Raw genomic sequence first — 22412 nt, 5'->3', positions numbered from 1 at the left:
ATTGTGCCGTGTCAGTGGAGGCGCATTATAGGGAGTTAATTCCGGCTGACAAGCATAAATTTCAAAAAAGTTTTCGTTCGCTTATTTTTCCGTCGCAACGTCGGTTAAACGGACGATTTGCGGTTTAAGTGAGCGATTTCACGGGCAAAACTCGCGACTTGCTGCCAGTCCGTATACACCACTTCTTTCGTCGGATTGGTCTCGCCGCCTGTCATCTTCATAATCAGTTGGATCATCAGACGGTCATACCAGCGATAATGCGGATAACGTAACGCGCCGGCAAACACAGCGCACTCGTCCGGTTGCCATGGCGACGCGAGTAAAAACTTGCGGGTGTAGCTATTGGTCTGCGGCGAGCTCTTCTCGGGTTTGCGGGCGACGAGGTTAACGGAATAGAACGCGCTCGGCAGTGAATTCAGTCTCTGTAGATGTTTTTTCACAAAACGTTCCAGCGCCGGATGATAGTGTCCATAGCGAATCGACGCACCAATCACTACCCGCTCATACTGATCCCAGTCTATCTCTTCCGCACGGTTCAAATTCACCACATCGGTATCGGTGCCGAGCTCTTTCAACTCGGAAGCAATATAAGAGGCGATTTCCCGGGTTTGCCCATCCCGGGTGGAAAAGAGAATCAATGTTTTCACGTAAGGCTCCTTACTCACGCCAGAAAGTGGGGGTAAACAGCACTAACAGCGTGAAGACCTCCAGACGACCAAATAACATATTCGCAATCAGGATCCACTTCGCCACCGGATTCATACTGGCAAAGTTGTCCGCGACAACACCCAGTCCTGGCCCAAGGTTGTTCAGCGTTGCCACGACCGAAGCAAAAGCAGAGAAATCATCCACCCCGGTGGCAATGATCGCCAGCATGCTGACAATAAACACCAGCGCGTAAGCCGAGAAAAACCCCCACACGGCTTCCAGAATACGTTCCGGCAACGCACGGTTACCAAGCTTAATGCTGTAAACCGCATTCGGGTGCACCAGGCGCTTCAACTCACGGTTCCCTTGTTTAAACAGCAACAGAATACGGATCACCTTCAACCCGCCCCCCGTCGAACCGGCACAGCCGCCAATGAAAGCGGAGCACAGCAATAGCACCGGCAGGAACAATGGCCAGCGCGCAATGCTGTCAGTGGTGAATCCGGCGGTGGTCGCCATGGAGACAACCTGGAAAAAGGCCTGATTAAGGGTGGTCACCGCCGAGTTATAAACATCGTGGAACCACAGCACCACCGTGCAAATCACCACCAGCGTCAACTGTACGCCGATAAACATCCTGAATTCGGGATCGCGCCAGTAAACTTTCAGGCTGCGCCCGCTGAGCAAAGAGAAGTGCAGGCCGTAGTTACAGCCGGAGATCAGTAAGAAGATGGCGATGATGGTATTGATGGTGGGACTGTTAAAATAGCCAACGCTGGCATCGTGCGTGGAGAAACCGCCAATGGCAATCGTTGCAAAGCTATGTCCGATAGCATCAAAGGCTGGCATACCGGCAAACCACAGCGCCACCGCGCAAGCGATTGTCAGCAAGACATAGATAAGCCACAGGGTCTTAGCCGTTTCGGCGATCCGCGGGCGCATTTTATTGTCTTTCAACGGCCCTGGCATTTCGGCGCGGTAGAGCTGCATCCCTCCGACGCCGAGGATCGGCAGTATCGCAACGGCCAGCACGATGATCCCCATCCCACCAAACCACTGCAACATCTGGCGATAAAAGAGGATGGCATGCGGCAGCGAATCCAGCCCGACCAGCGTTGTTGCTCCTGTGGTCGTCAGGCCAGAGAAGGATTCAAAAAATGCGTCTGTTACCGTCAGGCTGGGGCTTTCAGAAAAGACAAACGGCAACGCCCCCACGCTTCCCAACACCGTCCAGAACAGCACGACGATCAGGAAACCTTCACGGGATTTCAGTTCCCCTTTCTCGCGACGATTAGGCCACCACAGTATGGAGCCAATCATCAACGCCACAAAAAAGGTCTGGGTAAATGCACGCCCCGCACCGTCGCGGTAAATAAGGGCTACCAGTCCAGGTAAGATCATCGTTCCGGAAAAGAGGATGACCAGCAGTCCAACGATTCGGGTTATGGCGCGAAAATGCATCTCTGCCGCTTCCTTAGGTGTTCAGAAAATCAGGAGGGGATTATTCTTCAGTTTTTAACAATTGCAATGCGCCACGGCTAAAATCAGCAAGCCTTGCCGAAAACGCCTCCAGTCTGCTGTGAGGAAGCGCCACCCGCAGATGCACGGAAGCCTGATACTCGCTTGCGACAATTTTCCCCTCAAATTGCCCAAGCAGCGTTTCGACTCCGGCCAGCTGTGCGTAATCACACCACAAAGTATATTCGGTTAACGGCATTTTGCGGATGGTCGTAAGCTGGTTCAGCGCCTGTTGCACACCACCGCCGTAAGCTTTTACCAGACCACCGGTCCCCAGCAAGACACCGCCATAATAACGCACCACCACTGCGGTGATTTCGCCGACGCCGCTGCCCATTAACTGGGCGAGCATCGGTTTACCAGCCGTGCCCGCCGGTTCGCCATCGTCAGAAAACCCTAACTGCTGCGAATCATCCGGCGGCCCCGCAACCCACGCCACACAGTGATGACGCGCATCCGGGTGCAGCACCCGGACAGCATCGACAAACGCCTTCGCCGCCTCAACGCCATCGGTATGCGCCAACAGCGTAATAAAACGGCTTTTTTTGATCTCCTCGCTAAAGGTGACCGGCGCAGCCGGTATCAGCCAGCTCTCCATTACGCCAGCTTCAGATCCCGCGTCATGTTTTCGATGTTATTTTCGTGAATAACCACATTATCTTCGATACGAATGCCGCCAAACGGTTTCAACGCATCGATTTTTTGCCAGTTAAAGTGCTTGCTGAGCGGGCCTTCGCGCCATGGCGCCAGCAGAGATTCAATAAAATAGAGACCCGGTTCAATGGTCACCACCATACGCGGCTGCATCACGCGGGTGCAGCGCAGGTAAGGATACTTCGACGGCGCAGCCAGATGCGTGCCGGTGTCATCCTGCATAAAGCCCGCAACATCGTGCACCTGCAAACCAAGCGGATGACCGATACCATGCGGCATAAACGGCCCGGTGATGTCCTGCTCCACCATCGCCTCTTCGCTGATATCAGTGATGATGTGATGACGGCGCAGCAATTTGGCGATGCGCTGATGGAACTGAACATGGTAGTCGGCGTAATTGACGCCCGCTTTCATGGTGGCAATCAGCGCCAGTTGCTCTTCGTTAACGTCTTTGACCAGTTGCGCATACTCCGTGTCGCTGTTCGCCGCCCAGGTACGCGTCAAATCCGCGGCATAGCCGTTGTACTCTGCGCCGGCATCCAGCAGGAAGCTGCGCATTTCCGCCGGTGCGCGGTGATCGAGCCGGGTGTAATGCAGCACAGCGGCGTGCTCGTTCAGCGCCACAATATTGCTGTACGGCACATCGGTGTCGCGGTGACCGGTAGCGGTCAGATACGCCAGGTTGATATCAAACTCGCTCATCCCGGACTGGAAAGCTTCATGCGCGGCACGGTGACCAATGACAGCGGTCTTCTGAGCTTCACGCATACACGCCAGTTCATAATCGGTTTTGTAGGCGCGGTAATAATGCAGGTAATCAATCACCCCTTTCGGGTTGATATTGCTGGCTGCGATATCCAGACCCAGTGCACGCTCCGCCACCGGCCCTATGTAAGCAATGTTGCCGCGCGCCGCAGGCAGCAAGCTACCGATGCCATCGGCTTTCGGCAGCGCAATCACATCGACTTCTTCGGTCCAGAAGGAGGTTGGCAAGGGTTCCACGTTATGCCAGTAATCCACCGGCAAATAGAACCACAGCTTCGGCTTATTCACGCCATCGACCAACAGCCAGCAGTTCGGCACCTGTGTGACCGGAACCCAGGCCTTAAACTGGGGATTCACTTTAAACGGATAAGGATGGTCGTCGAGAAAGACGTTAAACAGCTCGCCGGAGTGAATAAGCAACGCGTCGAGCTTGAAGCGCGCCAGTACATCACGGGTGCGTTCCTGTAGCGTAACAATATGATTTTTATAAAGTGCCGCCAGTGAGTCCATCGTTATTCCTTCTGTTTTTTATGACCTCAAGTGTTCGCATCTTAGCACACCTGCTTCCGGCTGGGTGATTTCCACCGAGCGTGATCACGCCAGCAATTATTTAATGAGTTATTTGCATTTCGTTAACATAAAAACCACACTCCGTTTCATCTGGTATGACCAGATCCCTTGCTGGATTCAGGAGACTGACATGCTCTACAAAGGCAATAACCTGTACCTCAACTGGCTGGAAGATGGCATCGCCGAACTGGTGTTCGATGCTCCCGGTTCAGTGAATAAGCTTGATACCGCTACCGTCGCCAGCCTCGGCGAAGCGCTGGACGTGCTGGAAAAGCAATCAGATTTAAAAGGGCTGCTGCTGCGTTCCGAAAAAGCGGCCTTTATCGTTGGCGCGGATATCACCGAATTCCTTTCGCTATTCCTGGTGCCGGCAGAGCAATTAAGCCAGTGGCTGCATTTTGCCAATAGCGTCTTTAACCGGCTGGAAGATTTGCCAGTGCCCACGCTTTCCGCCGTTAATGGCTACGCGCTGGGCGGCGGCTGCGAATGCGTGCTGGCGACTGACTATCGCCTGGCGACGCCGGACCTGCGCATCGGTCTGCCGGAAACCAAACTGGGGATCATGCCGGGCTTTGGCGGTTCCGTCCGCATGCCGCGCCTGCTCGGTGCAGATAGCGCATTAGAAATTATTGCTGCCGGTAAAGATGTCGGTGCTGAAGAGGCACTGAAGATTGGCCTGGTAGATGGCATCGTGAAGCCGGAGAAACTGCGTGACGGCGCGGTAGCCATCCTGCGTCAGGCGATTAATGGCGATCTCGACTGGAGAGCCAAACGTCAGCCGAAGCTGGAACCGCTGAAACTCAGCAAAATTGAAGCCGCCATGAGCTTTACCATTGCCAAAGGCATGGTGATGCAAACCGCCGGCAAACACTATCCGGCCCCCATTACGGCGGTAAAAACCATTGAAGCCGCAGCCAAATTTGGCCGGGATGAAGCACTGAAACTGGAAAACCAGAGCTTTGTTCCGCTGGCTCATACCAACGAAGCCCGTGCGCTGGTCGGTATTTTCCTTAATGACCAATACGTTAAAGGTCAGGCGAAGAAACTGACCAAAAATATTGAAACGCCCAAACAGGCTGCGGTACTTGGCGCAGGCATCATGGGCGGCGGCATTGCCTATCAGTCCGCGTGGAAAGGCGTGCCAGTGTTGATGAAAGATATCAATGAGAAGTCGCTCGCACTCGGCATGAGCGAAGCGGGTAAATTGCTGAATAAACAGCTTGAGCGCGGCAAGATCGACGGTCTGAAACTGGCGGGCGTGATTTCAACCATCCAGCCAACCCTGGCTTATGCCGGCTTTGAGCGTGCCGATGTGGTGGTGGAAGCGGTTGTTGAAAACCCGAAAGTGAAAAAAGCGGTATTAGCGGAAACCGAAGACCAGGTGCGCCCGGATACCGTGCTGGCGTCGAACACCTCCACCATTCCCATCAGTGAACTGGCAAGCGTGCTAAAACGCCCGGAAAACTTCTGCGGTATGCACTTCTTTAACCCGGTGCACCGCATGCCGCTGGTCGAGGTGATCCGCGGTGAAAAAACCGCGGATGAGACCATCGCCAAAGTGGTGGCATGGGCCAGCAAAATGGGCAAAACCCCGATTGTGGTCAATGACTGCCCCGGTTTCTTTGTTAACCGCGTGCTGTTCCCCTATTTCGCCGGTTTTAGCCAGTTGCTGCGCGACGGCGCGGACTTCCGCAAAGTCGACAAAGTGATGGAAAAACAGTTCGGCTGGCCGATGGGCCCGGCCTATCTGCTGGACGTTGTCGGTATTGATACCGCGCATCACGCCCAGGCGGTGATGGCGGCCGGTTTCCCGCAGCGTATGCAGAAAGATTACCGTGATGCGATCGACGCGCTGTTTGACGCCAGCCGCTATGGGCAGAAAAACGGCATCGGTTTCTGGCGCTATAAAGAAGACAGCAAAGGCAAGCCGAAGAAAGAAGAAGACGCCGGGGTGGATACCCTGCTGGCGGAGATCAGCAAAGGCCGACAGGATTTCAGCGACGACGACATTATCGCCCGCATGATGATCCCGATGGTGAACGAAGTGGTGCGCTGCCTTGAAGAGGGCATTATCGCCAGCCCAGCCGAAGCCGATATGGCGCTGGTATACGGGCTCGGCTTCCCGCCGTTCCATGGCGGCGCGTTCCGCTGGCTGGATACGATCGGCAGCGCGAAATATCTCGACATGGCGCAGCAATATCAGCACCTCGGGCCGCTGTATGAAGTCCCGGCAGGGCTGCGCGAAAAAGCGCGCCACAACGAGCCTTATTACCCCACAGTTGAACCTGCGCGCCCGGTGGGCGAGCTGAAGACGGCTTAAGGAGTCACAATGGAACAGGTTGTCATTGTCGATGCGATTCGTACCCCGATGGGCCGTTCAAAAGGCGGCGCATTCCGCAACGTACGCGCTGAAGATCTCTCCGCCCACTTGATGCGTAGCCTGCTGGCGCGTAACCCGGCGCTGGATGCCACCGCTATCGATGATATTTACTGGGGCTGCGTACAACAAACGCTGGAGCAGGGTTTCAATATTGCCCGTAATGCCGCACTGCTGGCGGAAATCCCGCATTCGGTCCCGGCCGTCACCGTTAACCGGCTCTGTGGATCATCGATGCAGGCGTTACATGATGCCGCACGCATGATCATGACGGGCGATGCGCAAGTGTGCCTGGTCGGCGGTGTTGAACATATGGGTCACGTCCCGATGAGCCACGGTGTGGATTTCCACCCTGGAATGAGCCGTAACGTGGCGAAAGCCGCCGGGATGATGGGGCTAACCGCCGAAATGCTGTCTCGTATGCACGGTATCAGCCGTGAAATGCAGGATGCTTTCGCCGCCCGCTCTCATGCCCGCGCCTGGGCTGCCACGCAATCCGGAGCGTTCAAAACGGAGATCATCCCGACCGGAGGCCATGATGCAGATGGCGTGCTGAAGCAGTTTAACTATGACGAAGTGATCCGCCCGGAAACCACCGTTGAAGCCCTTTCTACCTTACGCCCTGCCTTTGATCCGGTGAGCGGTACGGTAACCGCCGGTACTTCTTCTGCGCTATCGGATGGCGCCTCGGCGATGCTGGTGATGAGTGAAAGCCGCGCCCGTGGGCTGGGGCTGACGCCACGCGCCCGCATACGTTCAATGGCGGTGGTCGGCTGCGATCCGTCGATTATGGGTTATGGCCCGGTTCCGGCCTCCAAACTGGCGTTGAAAAAGGCCGGACTGGCGACCAGCGATATCGACCTGTTTGAGATGAACGAAGCGTTTGCTGCGCAGATCCTGCCGTGCATTAAAGACCTGGGGCTGATGGAGCAGATCGACGAGAAGATTAACCTCAATGGCGGTGCTATCGCACTCGGACACCCGCTGGGCTGCTCGGGTACACGCATCAGCACGACGTTGCTGAACCTGATGGAACGTAAAGACGCCCAGTTTGGTCTGGTGACGATGTGTATCGGTCTGGGTCAGGGGATCGCTACCGTGTTTGAACGCGTATAACCGCAGATTGTGTCATCACGACCATGCCGGAAGGCGGCGCAAGCCTCTTATCCGGCATGGTGAATGCGAAGAAAGAAAATTTAGTTGCCGTTCTTCCCGCCTGTCAGGGGCGGGTTTTTTATTACCGTTACCCGCCACACAGCCAACGCCGCTGCGGCGACAATGGCGAAGACAGATCAGATAAAGGCAAACGCATCGCCAAACAGGCGATCTTCACGCGCACCGCGCTCATTGCAGAACAGATCCCGGGCGATTTTCGCCATCTCAAAACGTCCGGCAATATAGATATCGTGCTCTGCGAGCGAGCCAAAATCCTGCAGTACTGCCGCCAGTACCGTTCCGGAACGACCGCGCCACGCTTCAGGCGGTTGCTCAACGACCGGCACCACGCGCAGATTCGGGTGCGTCACGGTTAACGCTTCCAGCTCAGCCAAATCGTACAGGTGTTTTTCTTCGCGGCCGCCCCAGTAAATGGTGATGTCGCGGTTCGGATTTTTCGCCAGTGACGTCAGTAAAATAGAACGCACATAAGAGAACCCGGTGCCGCCTGCAATCAGAACCATCGGACGATCTTCGTCATCACGCAGCCAGGCATCGCCGTGCGGAATATCGATCACGATTTCGCGATCTTTCAGGATGCGATCCATTACCGCCATGGCATAGAGATTTAACTCGGACGCGCCAATATGCAGTTCGATAAAGTCATGCTGATCCGGCGTGGAGGCCATCGAGAAGGGGCGCTTATCTCGCTCATCCATCACTACCATCAAGTACTGGCCAGCGCGGAAAGAAAACGCCGCTTCCGGCACTAAACGGACGCGATATACGGTATCAGTGATGGCATCTACCGAGGTCACTTTACAGCTTAAGGTTGTCATGCGCTCTCTCTGTCGGGTCTATTTTTCGGCATTTAGTATGGCCAGTTCATCCCAGATGGCGTCGATTCTCGCCGTCACGTCGGGGTCCTTCTTGATAGGATGTCCCCATTCGCGTTGGGTTTCGCCGGGCCATTTATTGGTGGCATCCAGTCCCATTTTTGAGCCAAGGCCGGAAACCGGCGAGGCAAAATCCAGGTAGTCGATCGGCGTGTTTTCCACCAGCACAGTATCCCGGGCGGGATCCATACGGGTGGTAATCGCCCAGATAACATCATTCCAGTCGCGGGCGTTAACATCGTCATCACACACAATCACAAACTTGGTGTACATAAACTGGCGCAAGAATGACCAGACACCCATCATGACGCGTTTCGCATGACCCGCGTACTGCTTCTTCATCGTGACCACCGCCAGGCGGTATGAACACCCTTCCGGCGGCAGATAAAAATCAACGATTTCCGGGAACTGTTTTTGCAGGATCGGCACGAACACTTCGTTCAGCGCCACGCCCAGTACGGCAGGCTCATCCGGCGGCCGTCCGGTATAAGTGGAGTGATAAATCGCATCTTCGCGGCGGGTAATATGCGTAACCGTAAACACCGGGAAGTTATCCACTTCATTGTAATAACCGGTGTGATCGCCATACGGACCTTCCGCCGCCATCTCACCAGGCTCAATATAGCCTTCCAGCACAATTTCCGCACTGGCGGGCACTTCAAGCTCGTTCGAGATGCATTTCACGACTTCGGTCTTCGTGCCGCGCAACAGCCCGGCAAAAGCATATTCAGACAGCGTATCCGGCACGGGCGTCACCGCGCCGAGAATGGTCGCCGGATCGGCACCCAGCGCCACAGCAACCGGGAAACGCTCACCCGGGTGCGCCGCCTGCCACTCCTGAAAATCAAGCGCGCCGCCGCGGTGGGAGAGCCAGCGCATGATCAGTTTGTTTTTACCGATTAACTGCTGACGATAAATGCCCAGGTTTTGCCGCTCTTTATGCGGACCGCGCGTCACCGTCAGCCCCCAGGTAATCAGCGGTGCGGCATCTTCCGGCCAGCACTGCATAATCGGGATTTTTGTCAGGTCGACATCGTCACCTTGCAATACTTTTTGCTGACAGGGCGCGCCGCGCAGGCGCTTAGTGGGCATATTCAGGACTTGTTTGAACTGGGGAAGCTTATCGAAGAGATCGCGGAAACCTTTTGGCGGTTCAGGCTCTTTCAGGAACGCCAGCAGTTTGCCGACTTCCCGCAGGGCGCTGACATCATCCTGCCCCATGCCCAACGCAACACGACGCGGCGTACCAAACAGGTTGCACAACACCGGCATCGTATAACCTTTCGGATTTTCAAACAGCAATGCAGGCCCACCGGCACGCAGCGTGCGATCGGCAATTTCTGTCATTTCAAGGTAAGGATCAACCGGAAGCGTAATGCGCTTCAGTTCGCCCTGCTGTTCGAGCAGTGTCAGAAAGTCGCGTAGGTCGTTGTATTTCATGCGGTGTATTATCGCCTCCGGGTCAGCGCTCCATTATACGGTGTTCGCCAGGTGGTTGCTGTATTTTTGTTAAATCGGCGTGAATTATAACGACGTTTTATGCCACACGTTATAATCAACTTAGCCATCAGGCCGCTGTTTTGGTATTCTTGCGCCCGAACTTAAGGAAAAGAATCATTATGCGATCCTGGTATTTACTGTATTGCAAACGAGGCCAGCTTCAGCGCGCCCAGGAACATCTTGAACGTCAGGCGGTGGGCTGTCTGACGCCCATGATCGCGCTGGAAAAAATCGTTCGCGGCAAGCGGACGATGGTCAATGAACCCCTGTTCCCTAACTATCTGTTTGTGGAATTTGATCCCGAAGTGATCCATACCACAACCATCAACGCCACACGCGGCGTCAGCCACTTTGTCCGCTTCGGCATGAACCCGGCAAAAGTGCCTTCGTCGGTGATCCACCAGCTTGCGGTCTATCAACCAGAAGGGGTAACCGACCCGGATACGCCGTACCCCGGCGATGATGTGGTCATTACCGAAGGCGCGCTCGAAGGTTTACAGGCAATCTTTAAAGAGCCGGACGGCGAGGCCCGCTCGATGCTGTTACTGCATCTGCTCAACAAGCAAGTGCTGCAAAGCGTCAAAAACACGGACTTTCGCAAAGCCTGACACCGGCTTAAAAATCAACGCCAAAGAGCCGCTTCACATTGTTATCCGTTACCGCCTCCAGCCAGCGAATATCTTCGCCGCGCAGCCCGGCCACGGTGGAAAGAATGTGCCCCAGCAAGGCAGGCTCATTACGCCGTGACGCCGGTTTGGGTTTAAGATCCCGCGGCAGCAAATACGGCGCATCGGTTTCAATAAACAATCGCTCAGCGGGGATCAACGGCAATACATCGCGCAGCTCCAGCCCACGGCGCTCATCGCACACCCAGCCGGTAATGCCCAGGTACATCCCACGCGCCAGACAATCCTGCGCTTCCTGCGCCGTACCGGTAAAACAGTGCAATACCGCGCCAGGCAGCTTGTCGAGCCACGGCTCCAGCAGCGTCAGGAAGCGTTGATGTGCATCGCGGCAATGCAAAAACACCGGCATCGCCAGTTCGGCGGCCAGTGCAAGCTGCGCGGTAAAAGCGTGTTCCTGCTCCTGCGGCGTGGAAAAATTGCGGTTGAAATCCAGCCCACATTCGCCAATAGCAACCACCTCAGGTAATGCCGCAAGCTGACGAATGGCATCGGCAGTTTCCGCTGTCCAGCCACTGCTGTCATGCGGATGCACCCCGGCGGTGGACCAGCAGTGACGATAACGCTTTGCCAGTTGTTGCGCTTGCTGGCTTTCATGCAGGTTAGTGCCGGTGATCAGCATTCCCGCCAGCCCTGCCGCCTGCGCGCGCCCTACGGTTTCATCCCGGTCTTTGGCAAATTGTGAACTGGTCAGGTTCACTCCAATGTCGAACATGCGTATCCCCATACAACAACCGCCCTGACGGGCGGCTGGTAATTACTCTTCACTGGTTTCTGTTTCGCTTTCTTCATCAGGTATGCGGCGCTTACCGACATAGAAGCGTGCAAAAAAGACCCCGACTTCAAACAGGCAGTACATCGGTATTGCCAGCAGCGTTTGCGAAAAGACGTCCGGCGGGGTCAGCAACATCCCCACGACAAAAGCGCCGACCAGCACGTACGGGCGTTTTTGCCGCAGATCGGCCGGGGTCGTTACCCCCATCCAGCACAGCAGCACTATGGCAACCGGCACCTCAAACGACACACCAAACGCCATAAACAGCGCCATGACGAAATTGAGGTAACTCGCAATGTCAGTCGAAACCAGCACGCCTTCCGGCGCCGTGTGCGTCAGGAAGCCAAACGCCAGTGGAAACACCACGAAATAAGCGAATGCCATACCAATGTAAAACAGCAGCGAGCTGGAGATCAGCAACGGCACGATCAGCCGACGTTCATGCTTATACAGTGCAGGCGCAACAAACGCCCAGACCTGATACAGAATTACCGGTGCAGAGAGGATCAAAGAGACCATAAACGTCAGTTTGATCGGCGTAAAAAACGGCGATGCCACATCGGTGGCGATCATGGTCGCGCCCATCGGCATCTGTTTGATCAGCGGTGCGGAGACCAGTTGATAGATATCGTTCGCGAAGTAAACCAGCGCGAGGAAAATCACAATAACGGCAATAATGCAGTTCAACAGGCGCTTACGCAGCTCAATAAGATGGGCGATCAGCGGTTGGGTATCATCTACAGCCATGTTCAGGATTTATCACTTGAAGAAGAAGGAGAGTCAGAAACCGGCACAGCCTCTTTCACCGCCGTTTTCGCCACCGACGCTTTTTGCGCGTCCTGTTCGTCGGGCGCTTGCTGCGGAGAGCTGGCCTGATGTTCAGCGACGGCAGGCGTTACGCCTTCATGCTGCGCGGCATTATCTTTCGCGACCGGATGATGAATAGTATGCGCTTCGTCGCTCGCTTTTTCAGGATCGTTAACGCTATAAGAGCGCTTCATCGATTCTGCCGCCTGACGCAGTTCATCCATGGACTCTTTTAACTCCGGCGTCAGGTTTTCCAGACTCGCTTTCTCCACCTTTTTCAGGCTTTCCTGGAATTCCTGCAGCTTCAGTTCCTGCGTCAGTTCGTTCTGCACGGTGGTTGCCAGCGAGCGTAATGTGCGGATCCAGCTTGCCACCGTACGCACCGCCACGGGCAATCTCTGCGGTCCCAGCACCACCAGACCGACTATAAATACGAGTAACAGTTCGCCAAAACCTATATCGAACACGGGTTACACCTGCTCTTTGTCGTGACGTTTTTCGTCTTTTTTGGCGTCCTCTGGCTTTTCAGAGAGAGACTTCGCCGTGAAATCTGCATCCTGTGCGGATTGATCCTGCTTATCGTCTTTGTCATCGTCGCTCATGGCTTTTTTAAAGCCTTTGATCGACTTACCAAGATCGGAACCGATAGAACCGAGCTTTTTCGTACCAAACAGCAGTACGACGATGACCGCAATAATCAATAACTGCCCAATACTGATACCACCCATACACAGTCCTCTGTAAGAGATGATGTTAAAAACAGGCCCCAGTATACACATTATCCCCTGGGCTGCATGTGTATACCCTGCCTCTCGCGAGCGCCGTCACCGTCAGCGCGTTTTGCGCCAGCCCAACAGCCAGGCGGCTGCACCGCCCGCCATTAACCATAAAGGATAAAGTCCCCAGTCTGGTCGATTAATCAGCAACAGCGTTCCACTTAGCAGCAATGTCGCACCAATCGCGAACAGATAGCGTGACTGCCCCTGCCTGATATGGTTGGTTTGCAGTTCGCTGGCGATTTTATCAACGCTACGCTGTAAATGCTTACCGTGCTGCAAGCCGTTGTAGATCAGCTCAGGAAGTTCCGGCATTTTCTCGATCCAGAACGGTCCTTTTTCTTTAAAGGCTTTGATCAACGCAGGAATGCCTACCTGATCTTTGATCCACGATTCGAGGAAAGGTTTCGCGGTCTTCCACAGATCCAGCTGAGGGTAGAGCTGACGGCCTACGCCTTCCACATAAAGCAGTGTCTTCTGCAGTAGCACCAGTTGCGGCTGCACTTCCATATTAAAACGCCGGGCGGTATTAAACAGATTAAGCAATACGTGGCCGAACGAGATTTCCGCCAGCGGCTTTTCAAAGATAGGTTCACAAACGGTACGAATCGCGAACTCAAACTCTTCAACGTTGGTATCCGGCGGCACCCAACCAGAATCCACATGCAGTTCAGCGACTTTGCGGTAATCACGATTGAAGAAGGCGATAAAGTTCTCCGCCAGATAGCGCTTATCTTCTTTATTCAGCGACCCCACAATACCGCAGTCAATGCCGATATATTGCGGATCTTCCGGATGCGCGTAGCTGACGAAAATATTGCCGGGGTGCATGTCTGCATGAAAGAAGCTGTCACGGAAAACCTGGGTGAAAAACACCTGAACACCACGTTCCGCCAGCAATTTGAGATTGGTGCCGTTCTTTTCCAGCGCCGCAATATCGGACACCGGGATACCGTAGATGCGCTCCATTACCAGCATGTTCTGGCTGCAATAATCGGAGTAAATCTCCGGCACATAGAGCATCGGGCTGTTTTCAAAATTACGCCGCAGCTGGATAGTATTCGCCGCTTCACGCAGCAGATCCAGTTCATCGATCAACGTCTTTTCGTATTCGCGCACCACTTCGCGCGGGCGCAGGCGACGACCATCCGGCAATAAGCGAGGCACCCAGCCCGCCAGGCGATAGATCAGCTTCAGATCGGCTTTGATCACCGGCAGGATATCCGGGCGGATAACTTTGATCACCACCTCTTTACCGCTCTCTTTCAGGCGCGCGGTGTGTACTTGCGCAATCGACGCGGACGCCAGCGGCGTGATCTCAAAGTCGTCAAACCAGGTTTCAATCGGTATCCCGCCCATTGACTGCTCGATCTGGCGTTTTGCGAGATGACCATCAAAAGGCGCAACGCGATCCTGCAACATCGCCAGTTGGTCGGCAATCAGCGGGGGAAATAAATCGCGGCGGGTAGATAACATTTGCCCGAATTTAATCCATACCGGACCCAGCTCCTGCAAGGCCAGACGCAGGCGTTCCCCAAGGGCTTTCTCTTTGTGCCGGTTCGGCATCCAGAACAGCATCCGTCGCCAGAGTCGCAGCGGCAGGGTAATGCGCATTTTGGGGATAAGCTCATCAAGCCCGTAACTTAAAAAGGTCTGGATGATGAAATAGAGGCGCCGTAGTTCTCCTGGCGTCATTTGCCCTCCAGTTTATCCAGGCGTTTCGTCAACGCGTCCACCGCACGCTCGGTGGCCGACGTCTCTTCCGCAAACCAGGCAACTTCCAGCGCGCCTGGCGCGACACGCCACTCTTCCGTAAGAACTTCTGAGACATAGCGCTGCTGGCGCTGAAAACCCTGACGAAGAAAACGCGCGCCGCCGCGCAGAATTTTACCGATACCCTCCGCGGCGATATCACCAGTCCACGGGGCCAGCACTTCAGCAGGATCAAATTCGGCAAGATCCAGCAGCGACACCAGGTTTTGCACGACCTGGATATCGCCCTGCACTTCCAGCTCGCCGCTGCGGATAAGCGCGGTCAGTTGCTGGCGATTACGCAGCTTTGGCAGCACCTGCAGATGCGTGATAACGGAGCAATCAGCTTCGCCTTCCCACACGCCGAGGACATCCACCTGCCGTTCGCTGAACACCAGCACAAACGGCGAGGAAAATTCCTGCACCACAATACGCAATACCTTGCCGTGCAAACGCTGACGCGCCGGTTTCAGCGCGCCTTCACGGTAGAGAAACGTATTCAGCGCGCGCTCAATGCCAGCGTTCACCATGGGCTTAAAGGGCATACGCACTCCTGTCAGAATTTGTAGCCACGGTGCAAGGCAACGATACCGGCGGTCATATTGTAATAATCGACGTTCTCGAAACCCGCATCCTGCATCATCGCTTTCAGGGTTTCCTGATCGGGATGCATACGGATGGATTCAGCAAGGTAGCGATAACTTTCAGCGTCGCTGGCGACAAGCTGGCCAATACGCGGCAGCACATGGAAGGAGTAGGCGTCGTAGGCTTTGCTCAGCGGCTCAATAATCGGTTTGGAAAACTCCAGCACCAGCAGACGACCGCCAGGCTTAAGCACGCGAAACATAGAGCGCAGCGCTTTTTCTTTTTCGGTCACATTACGCAGGCCGAAAGAGATGGTGATGCAGTCAAAGGTGTTGTCCGGGAACGGCAGCGCTTCGGCATTCGCCTGCACATAGTCAACGTTGCCGATCACGCCGATGTTGCGCAGTTTTTCGCGCCCCATTTTCAGCATCGAGTCGTTGATATCCGCCAGGATAACCTGCCCCGTTTCGCCCACCAGACGGGAGAATTTAGCGGTCAGGTCGCCCGTACCACCGGCCAGGTCGAGGACTTTTTGCCCGCGGCGAACGCCGCTGCAATCAATCGTAAAACGCTTCCATAAACGGTGGATGCCCATCGACATCAAATCGTTCATTACGTCATATTTTGACGCCACCGAATGGAAAACATGCGCCACCATCTCGGCTTTATTCTCTTTGGCGACGGTCTGAAAACCAAAGTGCGTCGTCTCTTTTGAATCTTCCACCATCTCAGTGCCCGCTATTGAAGAATTTGTTCGTGAAGTGTAACAGATTGGGCGCGATTGCCCTACGATTCAACCACCCGACGATGCGCTGCCCGCTGGTGCATCGCCCGCTATCGCCGCATCTAATATGTTGTCTTCATTATGATCGTTTAACGCGTCCTGGCCCGCTCGCAGCCGGGATTCCTCATCCTGCGCCTGCGCTTCCGCCGCTAATTCCGGATTAATCTCGCGTTTGATCTCCACCCCCAGGCCACGAAATGCTTCAGCCTGTGCCAGCAGATTGCCGCGCCCACCGCTGAGCTTTTTCATCGCCTGACGGTAGTTATCCTGCGCTTTATCCAGGCTTTGACCAATGGAGGACATGTCGTCAACGAACAGCCGCATTTTGTCATACAGACGGCTCGCCCGCTCGGCAATCTGTTGCGCATTGCGGCTCTGATGCTCATAACGCCACAGATTGGCGACAGTGCGCAGCGCCACCAGCAGCGTGGTCGGGCTGACCAGCATAATGTTATTTTTTAACGCCTCGGTAATCAGTTCGGGCTGTCTGTCGAGCGCAATCAGAAACGCGGGCTCAACCGGAATAAACATCAGCACATAGTCGAGGCTGCGCAGGCCGGGTAGCTGCTGATAATCTTTGCGCCCCAGCAGGCGAATATGATTACGCACCGACGCGATATGCTCCTGCAACGCGCCTTCGCGGGTAAATTCATCGTCGGCATTGAAATAACGCTCATAGGCCACCAGCGTCATTTTGGCGTCAATCACCACATCTTTACCCTGCGGTAAACGGACAATCACATCCGGTTGCATACGCGCCCGGCTGTCATTTTCAATGCTGACCTGCGTTTGGTATTCATAACCTTCACGCAGACCGGAAGCCTCCAGCACCCGCGTTAACACCACCTCACCCCAGTTTCCCTGCGTTTTGTTATCGCCTTTTAAGGCCCGGGTCAGGTTGATGGCTTCCTGCGCCATCTGCGCATTGAGCTGCTGAAGATTGCGGATTTCGTGGGCCAGCGTGTGGCGCTCCCGCGCTTCCTGGCCAAAGCTCTCCTGCACCTGGCGACGAAAACCGTCAAGCTGCTCACGCAGCGGTGTCAGCAGGCCGTTGAGACTCTGACGGTTCTGTTCATCCACGCGACGGTTGCTCTGCTCAAAAATACGGTTGGCGAGGTTTTCAAACTGTTCGGTCAGGCGCTGCTCACTGCTGTGCATCTGGCGCAGTTTCTCTTCCGCGTGCAGTTGGGTTGACTCCAGTCGGGTGGTGACTTCGCGCAGGTCAGCCTCCAGCGAACTGTTGATGTGCTGCAGGCTGCGTAGCTCGTTATTCAGCAGTTCACACTCGTTGCGCCAGTGCTCGCTTTGAGCGACCTGCTGGCGCGCAGCGCTGAGTTCGCCAAAGAGATCGCGCTGCCCGGCGAGGAGCTCCGCCTGCTGTTGCGCCCCACGCCAGCTCGCCGCCAGCCAGCCGACCACCAGGCCCACCAGCGCTAACGCCGCCATAACGATGATTGAAGTCTCCACCACGCCCCCTGATTGCTCATCAATACAGTCGGGGATTGTGCTGTATAAACGTCCAGTTTGGAAGGGCTTTTCCTGCGAGGAGGTACGCAAAAAGAAAAGGCCGAACGTGTCGGCCTTTAAAAGCAGGAGGGAGAATTACAGAAGACGGCGCGCCGCTTCCACAACGATTTTCACCGCGTGGCTTTCCGTTTGCTTCATGGTTTCAGCGTTCGGGATCTCCTGCTGGGTGCGGTTAACGATCACCCCGGCAACCATCCCGGCGCGCAACCCCTGGCTGGAACACATGGTCAGCAGCGTGGCGGATTCCATTTCATAGTTCATCACGCCCATTGACTGCCACTCTTCCATCGAACCTTTAAAACGGCTCACTACGCGACCAGAGAACGTGTCGTAACGCTCCTGGCCCGGGTAGAACGTGTCGGAAGAGGCCGTCACGCCAATGTGTTTAGTCGCGCCAATAGCCTCTGCCGCTGCCACCAGTGCGGTGGTGCACGCGAAGTCAGCAACCGCCGGGTACTCCATTGGCGCAAAGTGCAGGCTGGCGCCGTCAAGACGCACGGAAGCGGTGGTGATCAGCACATCGCCGACGTTGATATGCGGCTGAATAGCGCCCGTTGTGCCCACGCGTAAGAAAGTACGAATACCGAGCTGCGCCAGTTCTTCCACCGCAATAGAGGTTGACGGGCCGCCGATACCGGTGGAGCACACGATAACCGGTTTGCCGTCGAGCTCAGCGCGCCAGCTGGTAAATTCGCGATGCGATGCCAGTTTGACCGGCTTTTCCATCAGCGCGGCGATCTTTTCCACACGCTCCGGATCGCCAGGGACGATAGCCAGCGTAGCCCCTTGTAAATCGTTTTTGGTGAGGCCGAGATGAAAAACATCAGACTTGGACATAACAGACTCCTCTGTGGTCGGTTTTATCGGAAGAGGTAAAAAGCTACTTTACAGAAGGCATACGCCTAATTTCGTGACTGGCATCACCGGGAATGAAAATGCTTGCACATGATTTCCATAAAAAAGTGATATTCATCACATTAACATGTTACATCCGACAACTCAGCAGCAAAGATAGTCTATAGCGAGGTGATTTGCGCGCGCGACAGGCCTTCCCGTCTATAGTTATTGAAGCGCTAATAAAGGGTATGGAGAATGCCATGACAACGGATAAACAGCCGGGCTTTGCACCTGCAGCTTCACCTCACGCTTCAACCATCGTACATACGCCGGAAGACGCCTTAATCGCAGGCGAAACGTCAATTCCGACCCAGGGCGAAAACATGCCCGCTTTTTACGCGCGTCCAAAACATGCGGACGCGCCCTTGCCCATCGTGATTGTGGTGCAGGAGATCTTTGGCGTGCATGAGCATATTCGCGATATCTGCCGCCGTCTCGCGCTGGAGGGCTACCTCGCCATTGCGCCGGAACTCTATTTCCGCCAGGGCGACGCCAATGATTTTCCCGATGTACCAACGCTGCTCAGCGGTCTGGTCAACAAAGTGCCGGATGCGCAGGTGCTGGCCGATCTCGATCATGTCGCCAGTTGGGCGGCGCGCAACGGCGGTAACGCTCACCAATTGCTGGTCACCGGTTTTTGCTGGGGCGGGCGCATCGCCTGGCTGTACGCGGCGCATAACCCGCAACTGAAAGCAGCGGTCGCCTGGTATGGCAAACTGGTGGGAGAGAAATCGCTGAACTCGCCGAACCATCCGGTGGATATCGCGACCGAACTCAGCGCGCCCGTACTGGGTCTGTATGGTGCGCAGGATACCGGGATCCCGGTCGACACTGTGGAAACCATGCGCCAGGCCCTGCGTGCTGCCAACGCCAATGCGGAAATCGTGGTTTACCCCGATGCGGGGCATGCCTTTAACGCCGATTACCGCCCGAGTTATCACGAAGAGTCAGCAAAAGATGGCTGGCAGCGGATGCTGGCGTGGTTCGCGCAGTACGGCAAAAAATAACGTTATCGCGCTGGAGGCGACACGTTACGCCGCCTCCAGACGCCAGCCCTGGGTCAGACGAACGTGTACCGTCTGTTGCAAAGACAGCGGCGAATGATGAAACGCACTCAGCGTTTGCCCATCGTGCAGGCGCAAATCCAGCATGTAACGCTCGCCCAGATAGACGCAACTCTCCACCTCAACGCGCAACCCGTCATCAGCCACCTGCACATGCTCCGGGCGGATCAGGACTTGCTGCCGCTCGCCCGTGCCAAAGCCCTCGTGTAACAACGCACTATCCAGTTGCCTGACGCCCGCTGGCGTGGCGAGGGAGAGTACGCTGCCCTTGCCGATAAAGCGGGCAACCCAGGCATTGTGCGGATGCTGATACAGCGCTTGCGGCGCGCCCCACTGTTTAAGTTCACCCTGATGCATCACCGCAATATGGCTGGCTAACGCCATTGCTTCTGCCTGATCGTGCGTGACATAGACAAAGGTCGCGCCGGTACGCCGATGAAACTCACGGAACGTCTGCTCCATGGTGGCGCGCAAATGGCGATCGAGGTTAGCCAATGGCTCATCCAGCAGCACCACCTGCGGTTCAGAAACCAGGCAACGCGCCAGCGCCACCCGCTGCCGCTGCCCGCCGCTCAGTTCCTGCGGCGAACGCGCGGCATACGCGCCAAGCTCAACCACCTCCAGCGCCGCCATAACCTGTTTCTGCCGCGCAGCCCCTTGCACCTTACGCAGCTTCAACGGATAGCCGACATTCTCCGCCACCGTCATATGGGGCCACAGGGCGTAGGACTGAAACACCATCCCCATATCACGCTGCTCCGGAGGCATATGGGTGGTGGCATCCGCTAACAAGCGATCCCCTAACAGCAAACGCCCTGCGCTGAGCTGCTCCAGCCCGGCGAGAATGCGCAACGTGGTGGTTTTGCCGCAACCGCTCGGTCCCAACAGCGCAGTAAACGCCCCCTGCGGAAGGGTAAGCGTTAATTCCCGCACCACGGTTTGCCCGCCGAAGACTTTGCTTAAGCGCTCCAGTCTCAGTTCTGCCATGGGATCACTCCTTTGGGGAAGTAGCGGCCAAGCGCGCTCAATGCCAGCATCACCAAGGCGATCAACGCCACGACCAGCACAGAAATCGCCGAGGCCAGCACCTTATTGCCGCTTTCATCGAGATTAAAAATCACCACGCCGAGCGTCTCTTTTCCGGCGCTCCATAACAACGCCGACACGGTCAGTTCATTTACAGCGGTCAAGAAGACCAGCAACGCCCCCGCAAACGCCGCAGGGGCCAGCAACGGCAACACAATATGGCGCAGCCGCTGAGAGAAATTCGCCCCCGCCAGGCTGGCGGCTTCTTCCATGGCCGGATCCAGTTGCAACATGCTGCTGTGCACCGGTTTCAGGCATACCGTCAGAAAGCGGGCAAGATACGCAAACAGGATAATCGTCAGCGTCCCGCTCAGGCTGATATCCAGCAGCGGTAACGGGCGGGTGAACAGTAAAATGCAGGCAATCGCCAGCACCACGCCAGGAAGCGTATAGGGAATGTCGATCAGGCTGTGCAGCCAGCGCAGCGCGCGGTTGGGGTAGCGCACCAGCAGCCATGCCAGCGGCAAACTCAGCAGCATCAACATAACGGCAGCGGAAACAGACAAAAAAAGACTGTTGGTCAGTGCGCGCCAGGTGGCGCTCTGCACATCGAAAATACCGCGCCAGGCCGCAAAGGTCAGCGTATCGCTATTCAGCGGCACGCCCAGCGTGGGCACCAACGACGTGACGATCAATGCCAACAGCGGCGCAAGCAGAATGGCGCACAAGATCACCGCCAGCAGAGCTTCCGTGACCAGCCGCCATTTTCCGAGCGTAAAACCGAGCGCCTGCCCGGCCATGCCGATCAGCGGCAAAGCATAACGCCGTTGCATATGCCCTTGCAGCGTGACAATCCCAATCGCTACGCAGCCCATCAGCACCGACAGCGCAGCGACATCATTAAGCATGGAGGGGCCAAAGCTGGAAAGCGTCTGGTAGATATGCACAGGCAGCACAAAATACGAGATGGGGATCCCCAGCATCGCCGGAATGCCAAAATTCCCCAGCGCAGAGACAAATGCAATCGCCGCACCGGCCCACAGCGCAGTGCGGCACAAGGGCAATACCATATCGAAAAAGACCCGCCACAGCGACGCGCCGTGTAGACGCGCAGCTTCAATATGCTCTTTCGGCAACGATTGCAACTGCGTGCGCAGCGCCAGAAATACCAGCGGCGCGTGCTGAATACCAAGCAGGAGCGCGATCCCTTCAGCCGAGTAGAGCGGATTGGCGCTGCCAAACCCAGGCGCCAGACCGAGGCTATTGAGCAAAATGCTCCCCGGCCCAAACAGTTGCAGCCAGCTCAGGGCCGTGACCTGCGGGGGGATCATCATCGGCAGCATAAACAGGAATACCCACAGCTGTTTCATGCGGATGTCAGTCAACGCCAGGCAAAAGGCGAACAGGCCGCCCAGCAGCAGAGAAAGCAGCGTACCCAGCCCGCTGGTATAGACGCTGTGCCAGAGCGCAACCCAGGTTGCCGGGTTGCTCAACACACGCCATAAACTGCTGTCGCTGCCCTGTTGCCAGTCGAGCAGCGCAGAGAGCAGTAAGCGCAGGCTCGGCAATACGCTGAGCAAGGCGACAAGGCACAATAATAGTCCTATCAGCCCCTTACCCGGGCCGCTGCCAGCGTTCTGACGCAGCGTCATG

General features: G+C 55.8%; 21 protein-coding genes. 4 read left to right on the top strand and 17 right to left on the bottom strand.

Annotation, left to right across the window (positions count from 1 at the left end):
• Positions 1 to 104: 104 nt before the first annotated feature.
• The 4 genes from hemG to pepQ are packed head-to-tail and all read right to left on the bottom strand — an operon-like array spanning position 105 to position 4095.
• Entirely contained in the window at positions 105 to 647 is a 543-nt protein-coding gene (gene hemG, locus ACQ3G7_RS23520; protein WP_263098504.1) for a menaquinone-dependent protoporphyrinogen IX dehydrogenase, read from the bottom strand.
• Between the two features lie 10 nt (positions 648 to 657).
• Complete coding sequence (trkH, locus tag ACQ3G7_RS23515) at positions 658 to 2109, bottom strand: Trk system potassium transporter TrkH (RefSeq protein WP_263098505.1); 1452 nt, start codon at positions 2107 to 2109, stop codon at positions 658 to 660.
• A 40-nt stretch (positions 2110 to 2149) separates the two neighbouring features.
• On the bottom strand, positions 2150 to 2764 hold the full coding sequence (locus ACQ3G7_RS23510; protein WP_263098506.1) for an IMPACT family protein: 615 nt from the start codon (positions 2762 to 2764) through the stop codon (positions 2150 to 2152).
• Positions 2764 to 4095 carry a Xaa-Pro dipeptidase gene (gene pepQ, locus ACQ3G7_RS23505; RefSeq protein ID WP_430892575.1) on the bottom strand — a complete coding sequence of 444 codons (1332 nt, stop codon included), beginning with the start codon at positions 4093 to 4095 and terminating at the stop codon, positions 2764 to 2766. Before pepQ ends, ACQ3G7_RS23510 begins: the two co-directional genes overlap by 1 nt.
• A 190-nt stretch (positions 4096 to 4285) precedes the next feature.
• On the opposite strand from pepQ, the gene fadB reads away from it, so the two are divergent.
• A complete protein-coding gene (fadB, locus tag ACQ3G7_RS23500; protein WP_430892573.1) occupies positions 4286 to 6475 on the top strand; it encodes a fatty acid oxidation complex subunit alpha FadB in 2190 nt (729 codons plus the stop codon).
• Between the two features lie 9 nt (positions 6476 to 6484).
• Complete coding sequence (gene fadA / locus ACQ3G7_RS23495) at positions 6485 to 7648, top strand: acetyl-CoA C-acyltransferase FadA (RefSeq protein ID WP_430892571.1); 1164 nt, start codon at positions 6485 to 6487, stop codon at positions 7646 to 7648.
• 176 nt (positions 7649 to 7824) lie between these two features.
• Here fadA and fre read toward each other — a convergent pair whose 3' ends face one another.
• Positions 7825 to 8526 carry an NAD(P)H-flavin reductase gene (gene fre, locus ACQ3G7_RS23490; RefSeq protein ID WP_263098510.1) on the bottom strand — a complete coding sequence of 234 codons (702 nt, stop codon included), beginning with the start codon at positions 8524 to 8526 and terminating at the stop codon, positions 7825 to 7827.
• An 18-nt stretch (positions 8527 to 8544) separates the two neighbouring features.
• On the bottom strand, positions 8545 to 10032 hold the full coding sequence (ubiD, locus tag ACQ3G7_RS23485) for a 4-hydroxy-3-polyprenylbenzoate decarboxylase (protein ID WP_263100994.1): 1488 nt from the start codon (positions 10030 to 10032) through the stop codon (positions 8545 to 8547).
• A gap of 170 nt (positions 10033 to 10202) precedes the next feature.
• On the opposite strand from ubiD, the gene rfaH reads away from it, so the two are divergent.
• Entirely contained in the window at positions 10203 to 10691 is a 489-nt protein-coding gene (gene rfaH / locus ACQ3G7_RS23480; protein WP_263098511.1) for a transcription/translation regulatory transformer protein RfaH, read from the top strand.
• A gap of 7 nt (positions 10692 to 10698) precedes the next feature.
• Here the strand turns inward: rfaH and tatD are convergent, their stop codons facing one another.
• The 9 genes from tatD to udp form a co-directional block, all read right to left on the bottom strand.
• Positions 10699 to 11481 carry a 3'-5' ssDNA/RNA exonuclease TatD gene (tatD, locus tag ACQ3G7_RS23475; protein ID WP_430892568.1) on the bottom strand — a complete coding sequence of 261 codons (783 nt, stop codon included), beginning with the start codon at positions 11479 to 11481 and terminating at the stop codon, positions 10699 to 10701.
• A 42-nt stretch (positions 11482 to 11523) separates the two neighbouring features.
• Positions 11524 to 12288 carry a Sec-independent protein translocase subunit TatC gene (gene tatC, locus ACQ3G7_RS23470; protein ID WP_061499066.1) on the bottom strand — a complete coding sequence of 255 codons (765 nt, stop codon included), beginning with the start codon at positions 12286 to 12288 and terminating at the stop codon, positions 11524 to 11526.
• A 2-nt stretch (positions 12289 to 12290) separates the two neighbouring features.
• Positions 12291 to 12815, bottom strand: coding sequence for a Sec-independent protein translocase protein TatB (tatB, locus tag ACQ3G7_RS23465; protein ID WP_430892566.1), 525 nt, complete (start codon positions 12813 to 12815; stop codon positions 12291 to 12293).
• A 3-nt stretch (positions 12816 to 12818) separates the two neighbouring features.
• Positions 12819 to 13076 (bottom strand): Sec-independent protein translocase subunit TatA, encoded by a 258-nt coding sequence (tatA, locus tag ACQ3G7_RS23460; RefSeq protein WP_263098514.1) that lies wholly within the window; start codon positions 13074 to 13076, stop codon positions 12819 to 12821.
• Positions 13077 to 13178: 102 nt separating this feature from the next.
• Complete coding sequence (gene ubiB, locus ACQ3G7_RS23455) at positions 13179 to 14819, bottom strand: ubiquinone biosynthesis regulatory protein kinase UbiB (RefSeq protein WP_430892564.1); 1641 nt, start codon at positions 14817 to 14819, stop codon at positions 13179 to 13181.
• Positions 14816 to 15421: a ubiquinone biosynthesis protein UbiJ gene (gene ubiJ / locus ACQ3G7_RS23450; protein WP_263098516.1), complete on the bottom strand. Its 606-nt coding sequence runs from the start codon at positions 15419 to 15421 to the stop codon at positions 14816 to 14818. The genes ubiB and ubiJ overlap by 4 nt, the downstream gene beginning before the upstream one ends.
• Positions 15422 to 15432: 11 nt before the next feature.
• Positions 15433 to 16188: a bifunctional demethylmenaquinone methyltransferase/2-methoxy-6-polyprenyl-1,4-benzoquinol methylase UbiE gene (ubiE, locus tag ACQ3G7_RS23445; protein ID WP_263098517.1), complete on the bottom strand. Its 756-nt coding sequence runs from the start codon at positions 16186 to 16188 to the stop codon at positions 15433 to 15435.
• Positions 16189 to 16254: 66 nt separating this feature from the next.
• Positions 16255 to 17691: a DNA recombination protein RmuC gene (gene rmuC, locus ACQ3G7_RS23440; RefSeq protein ID WP_430892583.1), complete on the bottom strand. Its 1437-nt coding sequence runs from the start codon at positions 17689 to 17691 to the stop codon at positions 16255 to 16257.
• Between the two features lie 156 nt (positions 17692 to 17847).
• The gene (udp, locus tag ACQ3G7_RS23435; RefSeq protein ID WP_088237734.1) at positions 17848 to 18609 is read right to left on the bottom strand and encodes a uridine phosphorylase; all 762 of its coding nucleotides are present in this window, start codon (positions 18607 to 18609) and stop codon (positions 17848 to 17850) included.
• A gap of 260 nt (positions 18610 to 18869) precedes the next feature.
• On the opposite strand from udp, the gene ACQ3G7_RS23430 reads away from it, so the two are divergent.
• On the top strand, positions 18870 to 19676 hold the full coding sequence (locus ACQ3G7_RS23430; RefSeq protein ID WP_430892561.1) for a dienelactone hydrolase family protein: 807 nt from the start codon (positions 18870 to 18872) through the stop codon (positions 19674 to 19676).
• Positions 19677 to 19700: 24 nt separating this feature from the next.
• On the opposite strand, the gene ACQ3G7_RS23425 is transcribed toward ACQ3G7_RS23430, so the two are convergent.
• Together ACQ3G7_RS23425 and ACQ3G7_RS23420 are read right to left on the bottom strand one after the other, a co-directional pair.
• Positions 19701 to 20720: an ABC transporter ATP-binding protein gene (locus ACQ3G7_RS23425; protein WP_263098521.1), complete on the bottom strand. Its 1020-nt coding sequence runs from the start codon at positions 20718 to 20720 to the stop codon at positions 19701 to 19703.
• On the bottom strand, positions 20708 to 22411 hold the full coding sequence (locus tag ACQ3G7_RS23420; protein ID WP_430892558.1) for an ABC transporter permease: 1704 nt from the start codon (positions 22409 to 22411) through the stop codon (positions 20708 to 20710). The genes ACQ3G7_RS23425 and ACQ3G7_RS23420 overlap by 13 nt, the downstream gene beginning before the upstream one ends.
• Position 22412 lies beyond the last annotated feature (1 nt).

Origin of the sequence: Kosakonia sp. N21, assembly GCF_050587465.1 — a bacterium.
Taxonomy (GTDB): Bacteria; Pseudomonadota; Gammaproteobacteria; order Enterobacterales; family Enterobacteriaceae.
The sequence above is the reverse complement of the archived record's forward strand: the minus strand, read 5'-3'. Positions and strand labels throughout refer to the sequence as shown.

Bases quoted from the DNA above. Each gene is read 5' to 3' on its own strand.
- ubiJ (WP_263098516.1), bottom strand. From the start codon at position 15,421: ATGCCCTTTAAGCCCATGGTGAACGCTGGCATTGAGCGCGCGCTGAAT.
- fre (WP_263098510.1), bottom strand. From the start codon at position 8,526: ATGACAACCTTAAGCTGTAAAGTGACCTCGGTAGATGCCATCACTGAT.
- fadB (WP_430892573.1), top strand. From the start codon at position 4,286: ATGCTCTACAAAGGCAATAACCTGTACCTCAACTGGCTGGAAGATGGC.
- ubiB (WP_430892564.1), bottom strand. From the start codon at position 14,819: ATGACGCCAGGAGAACTACGGCGCCTCTATTTCATCATCCAGACCTTT.
- tatA (WP_263098514.1), bottom strand. From the start codon at position 13,076: ATGGGTGGTATCAGTATTGGGCAGTTATTGATTATTGCGGTCATCGTC.
- tatD (WP_430892568.1), bottom strand. From the start codon at position 11,481: ATGTTCGACATTGGAGTGAACCTGACCAGTTCACAATTTGCCAAAGAC.
- ubiE (WP_263098517.1), bottom strand. From the start codon at position 16,188: ATGGTGGAAGATTCAAAAGAGACGACGCACTTTGGTTTTCAGACCGTC.
- pepQ (WP_430892575.1), bottom strand. From the start codon at position 4,095: ATGGACTCACTGGCGGCACTTTATAAAAATCATATTGTTACGCTACAG.
- ACQ3G7_RS23425 (WP_263098521.1), bottom strand. From the start codon at position 20,720: ATGGCAGAACTGAGACTGGAGCGCTTAAGCAAAGTCTTCGGCGGGCAA.
- fadA (WP_430892571.1), top strand. From the start codon at position 6,485: ATGGAACAGGTTGTCATTGTCGATGCGATTCGTACCCCGATGGGCCGT.
- ACQ3G7_RS23420 (WP_430892558.1), bottom strand. From the start codon at position 22,411: ATGACGCTGCGTCAGAACGCTGGCAGCGGCCCGGGTAAGGGGCTGATA.
- rfaH (WP_263098511.1), top strand. From the start codon at position 10,203: ATGCGATCCTGGTATTTACTGTATTGCAAACGAGGCCAGCTTCAGCGC.
- ACQ3G7_RS23510 (WP_263098506.1), bottom strand. From the start codon at position 2,764: ATGGAGAGCTGGCTGATACCGGCTGCGCCGGTCACCTTTAGCGAGGAG.
- tatC (WP_061499066.1), bottom strand. From the start codon at position 12,288: ATGGCTGTAGATGATACCCAACCGCTGATCGCCCATCTTATTGAGCTG.
- trkH (WP_263098505.1), bottom strand. From the start codon at position 2,109: ATGCATTTTCGCGCCATAACCCGAATCGTTGGACTGCTGGTCATCCTC.
- ACQ3G7_RS23430 (WP_430892561.1), top strand. From the start codon at position 18,870: ATGACAACGGATAAACAGCCGGGCTTTGCACCTGCAGCTTCACCTCAC.
- rmuC (WP_430892583.1), bottom strand. From the start codon at position 17,691: ATGGCGGCGTTAGCGCTGGTGGGCCTGGTGGTCGGCTGGCTGGCGGCG.
- udp (WP_088237734.1), bottom strand. From the start codon at position 18,609: ATGTCCAAGTCTGATGTTTTTCATCTCGGCCTCACCAAAAACGATTTA.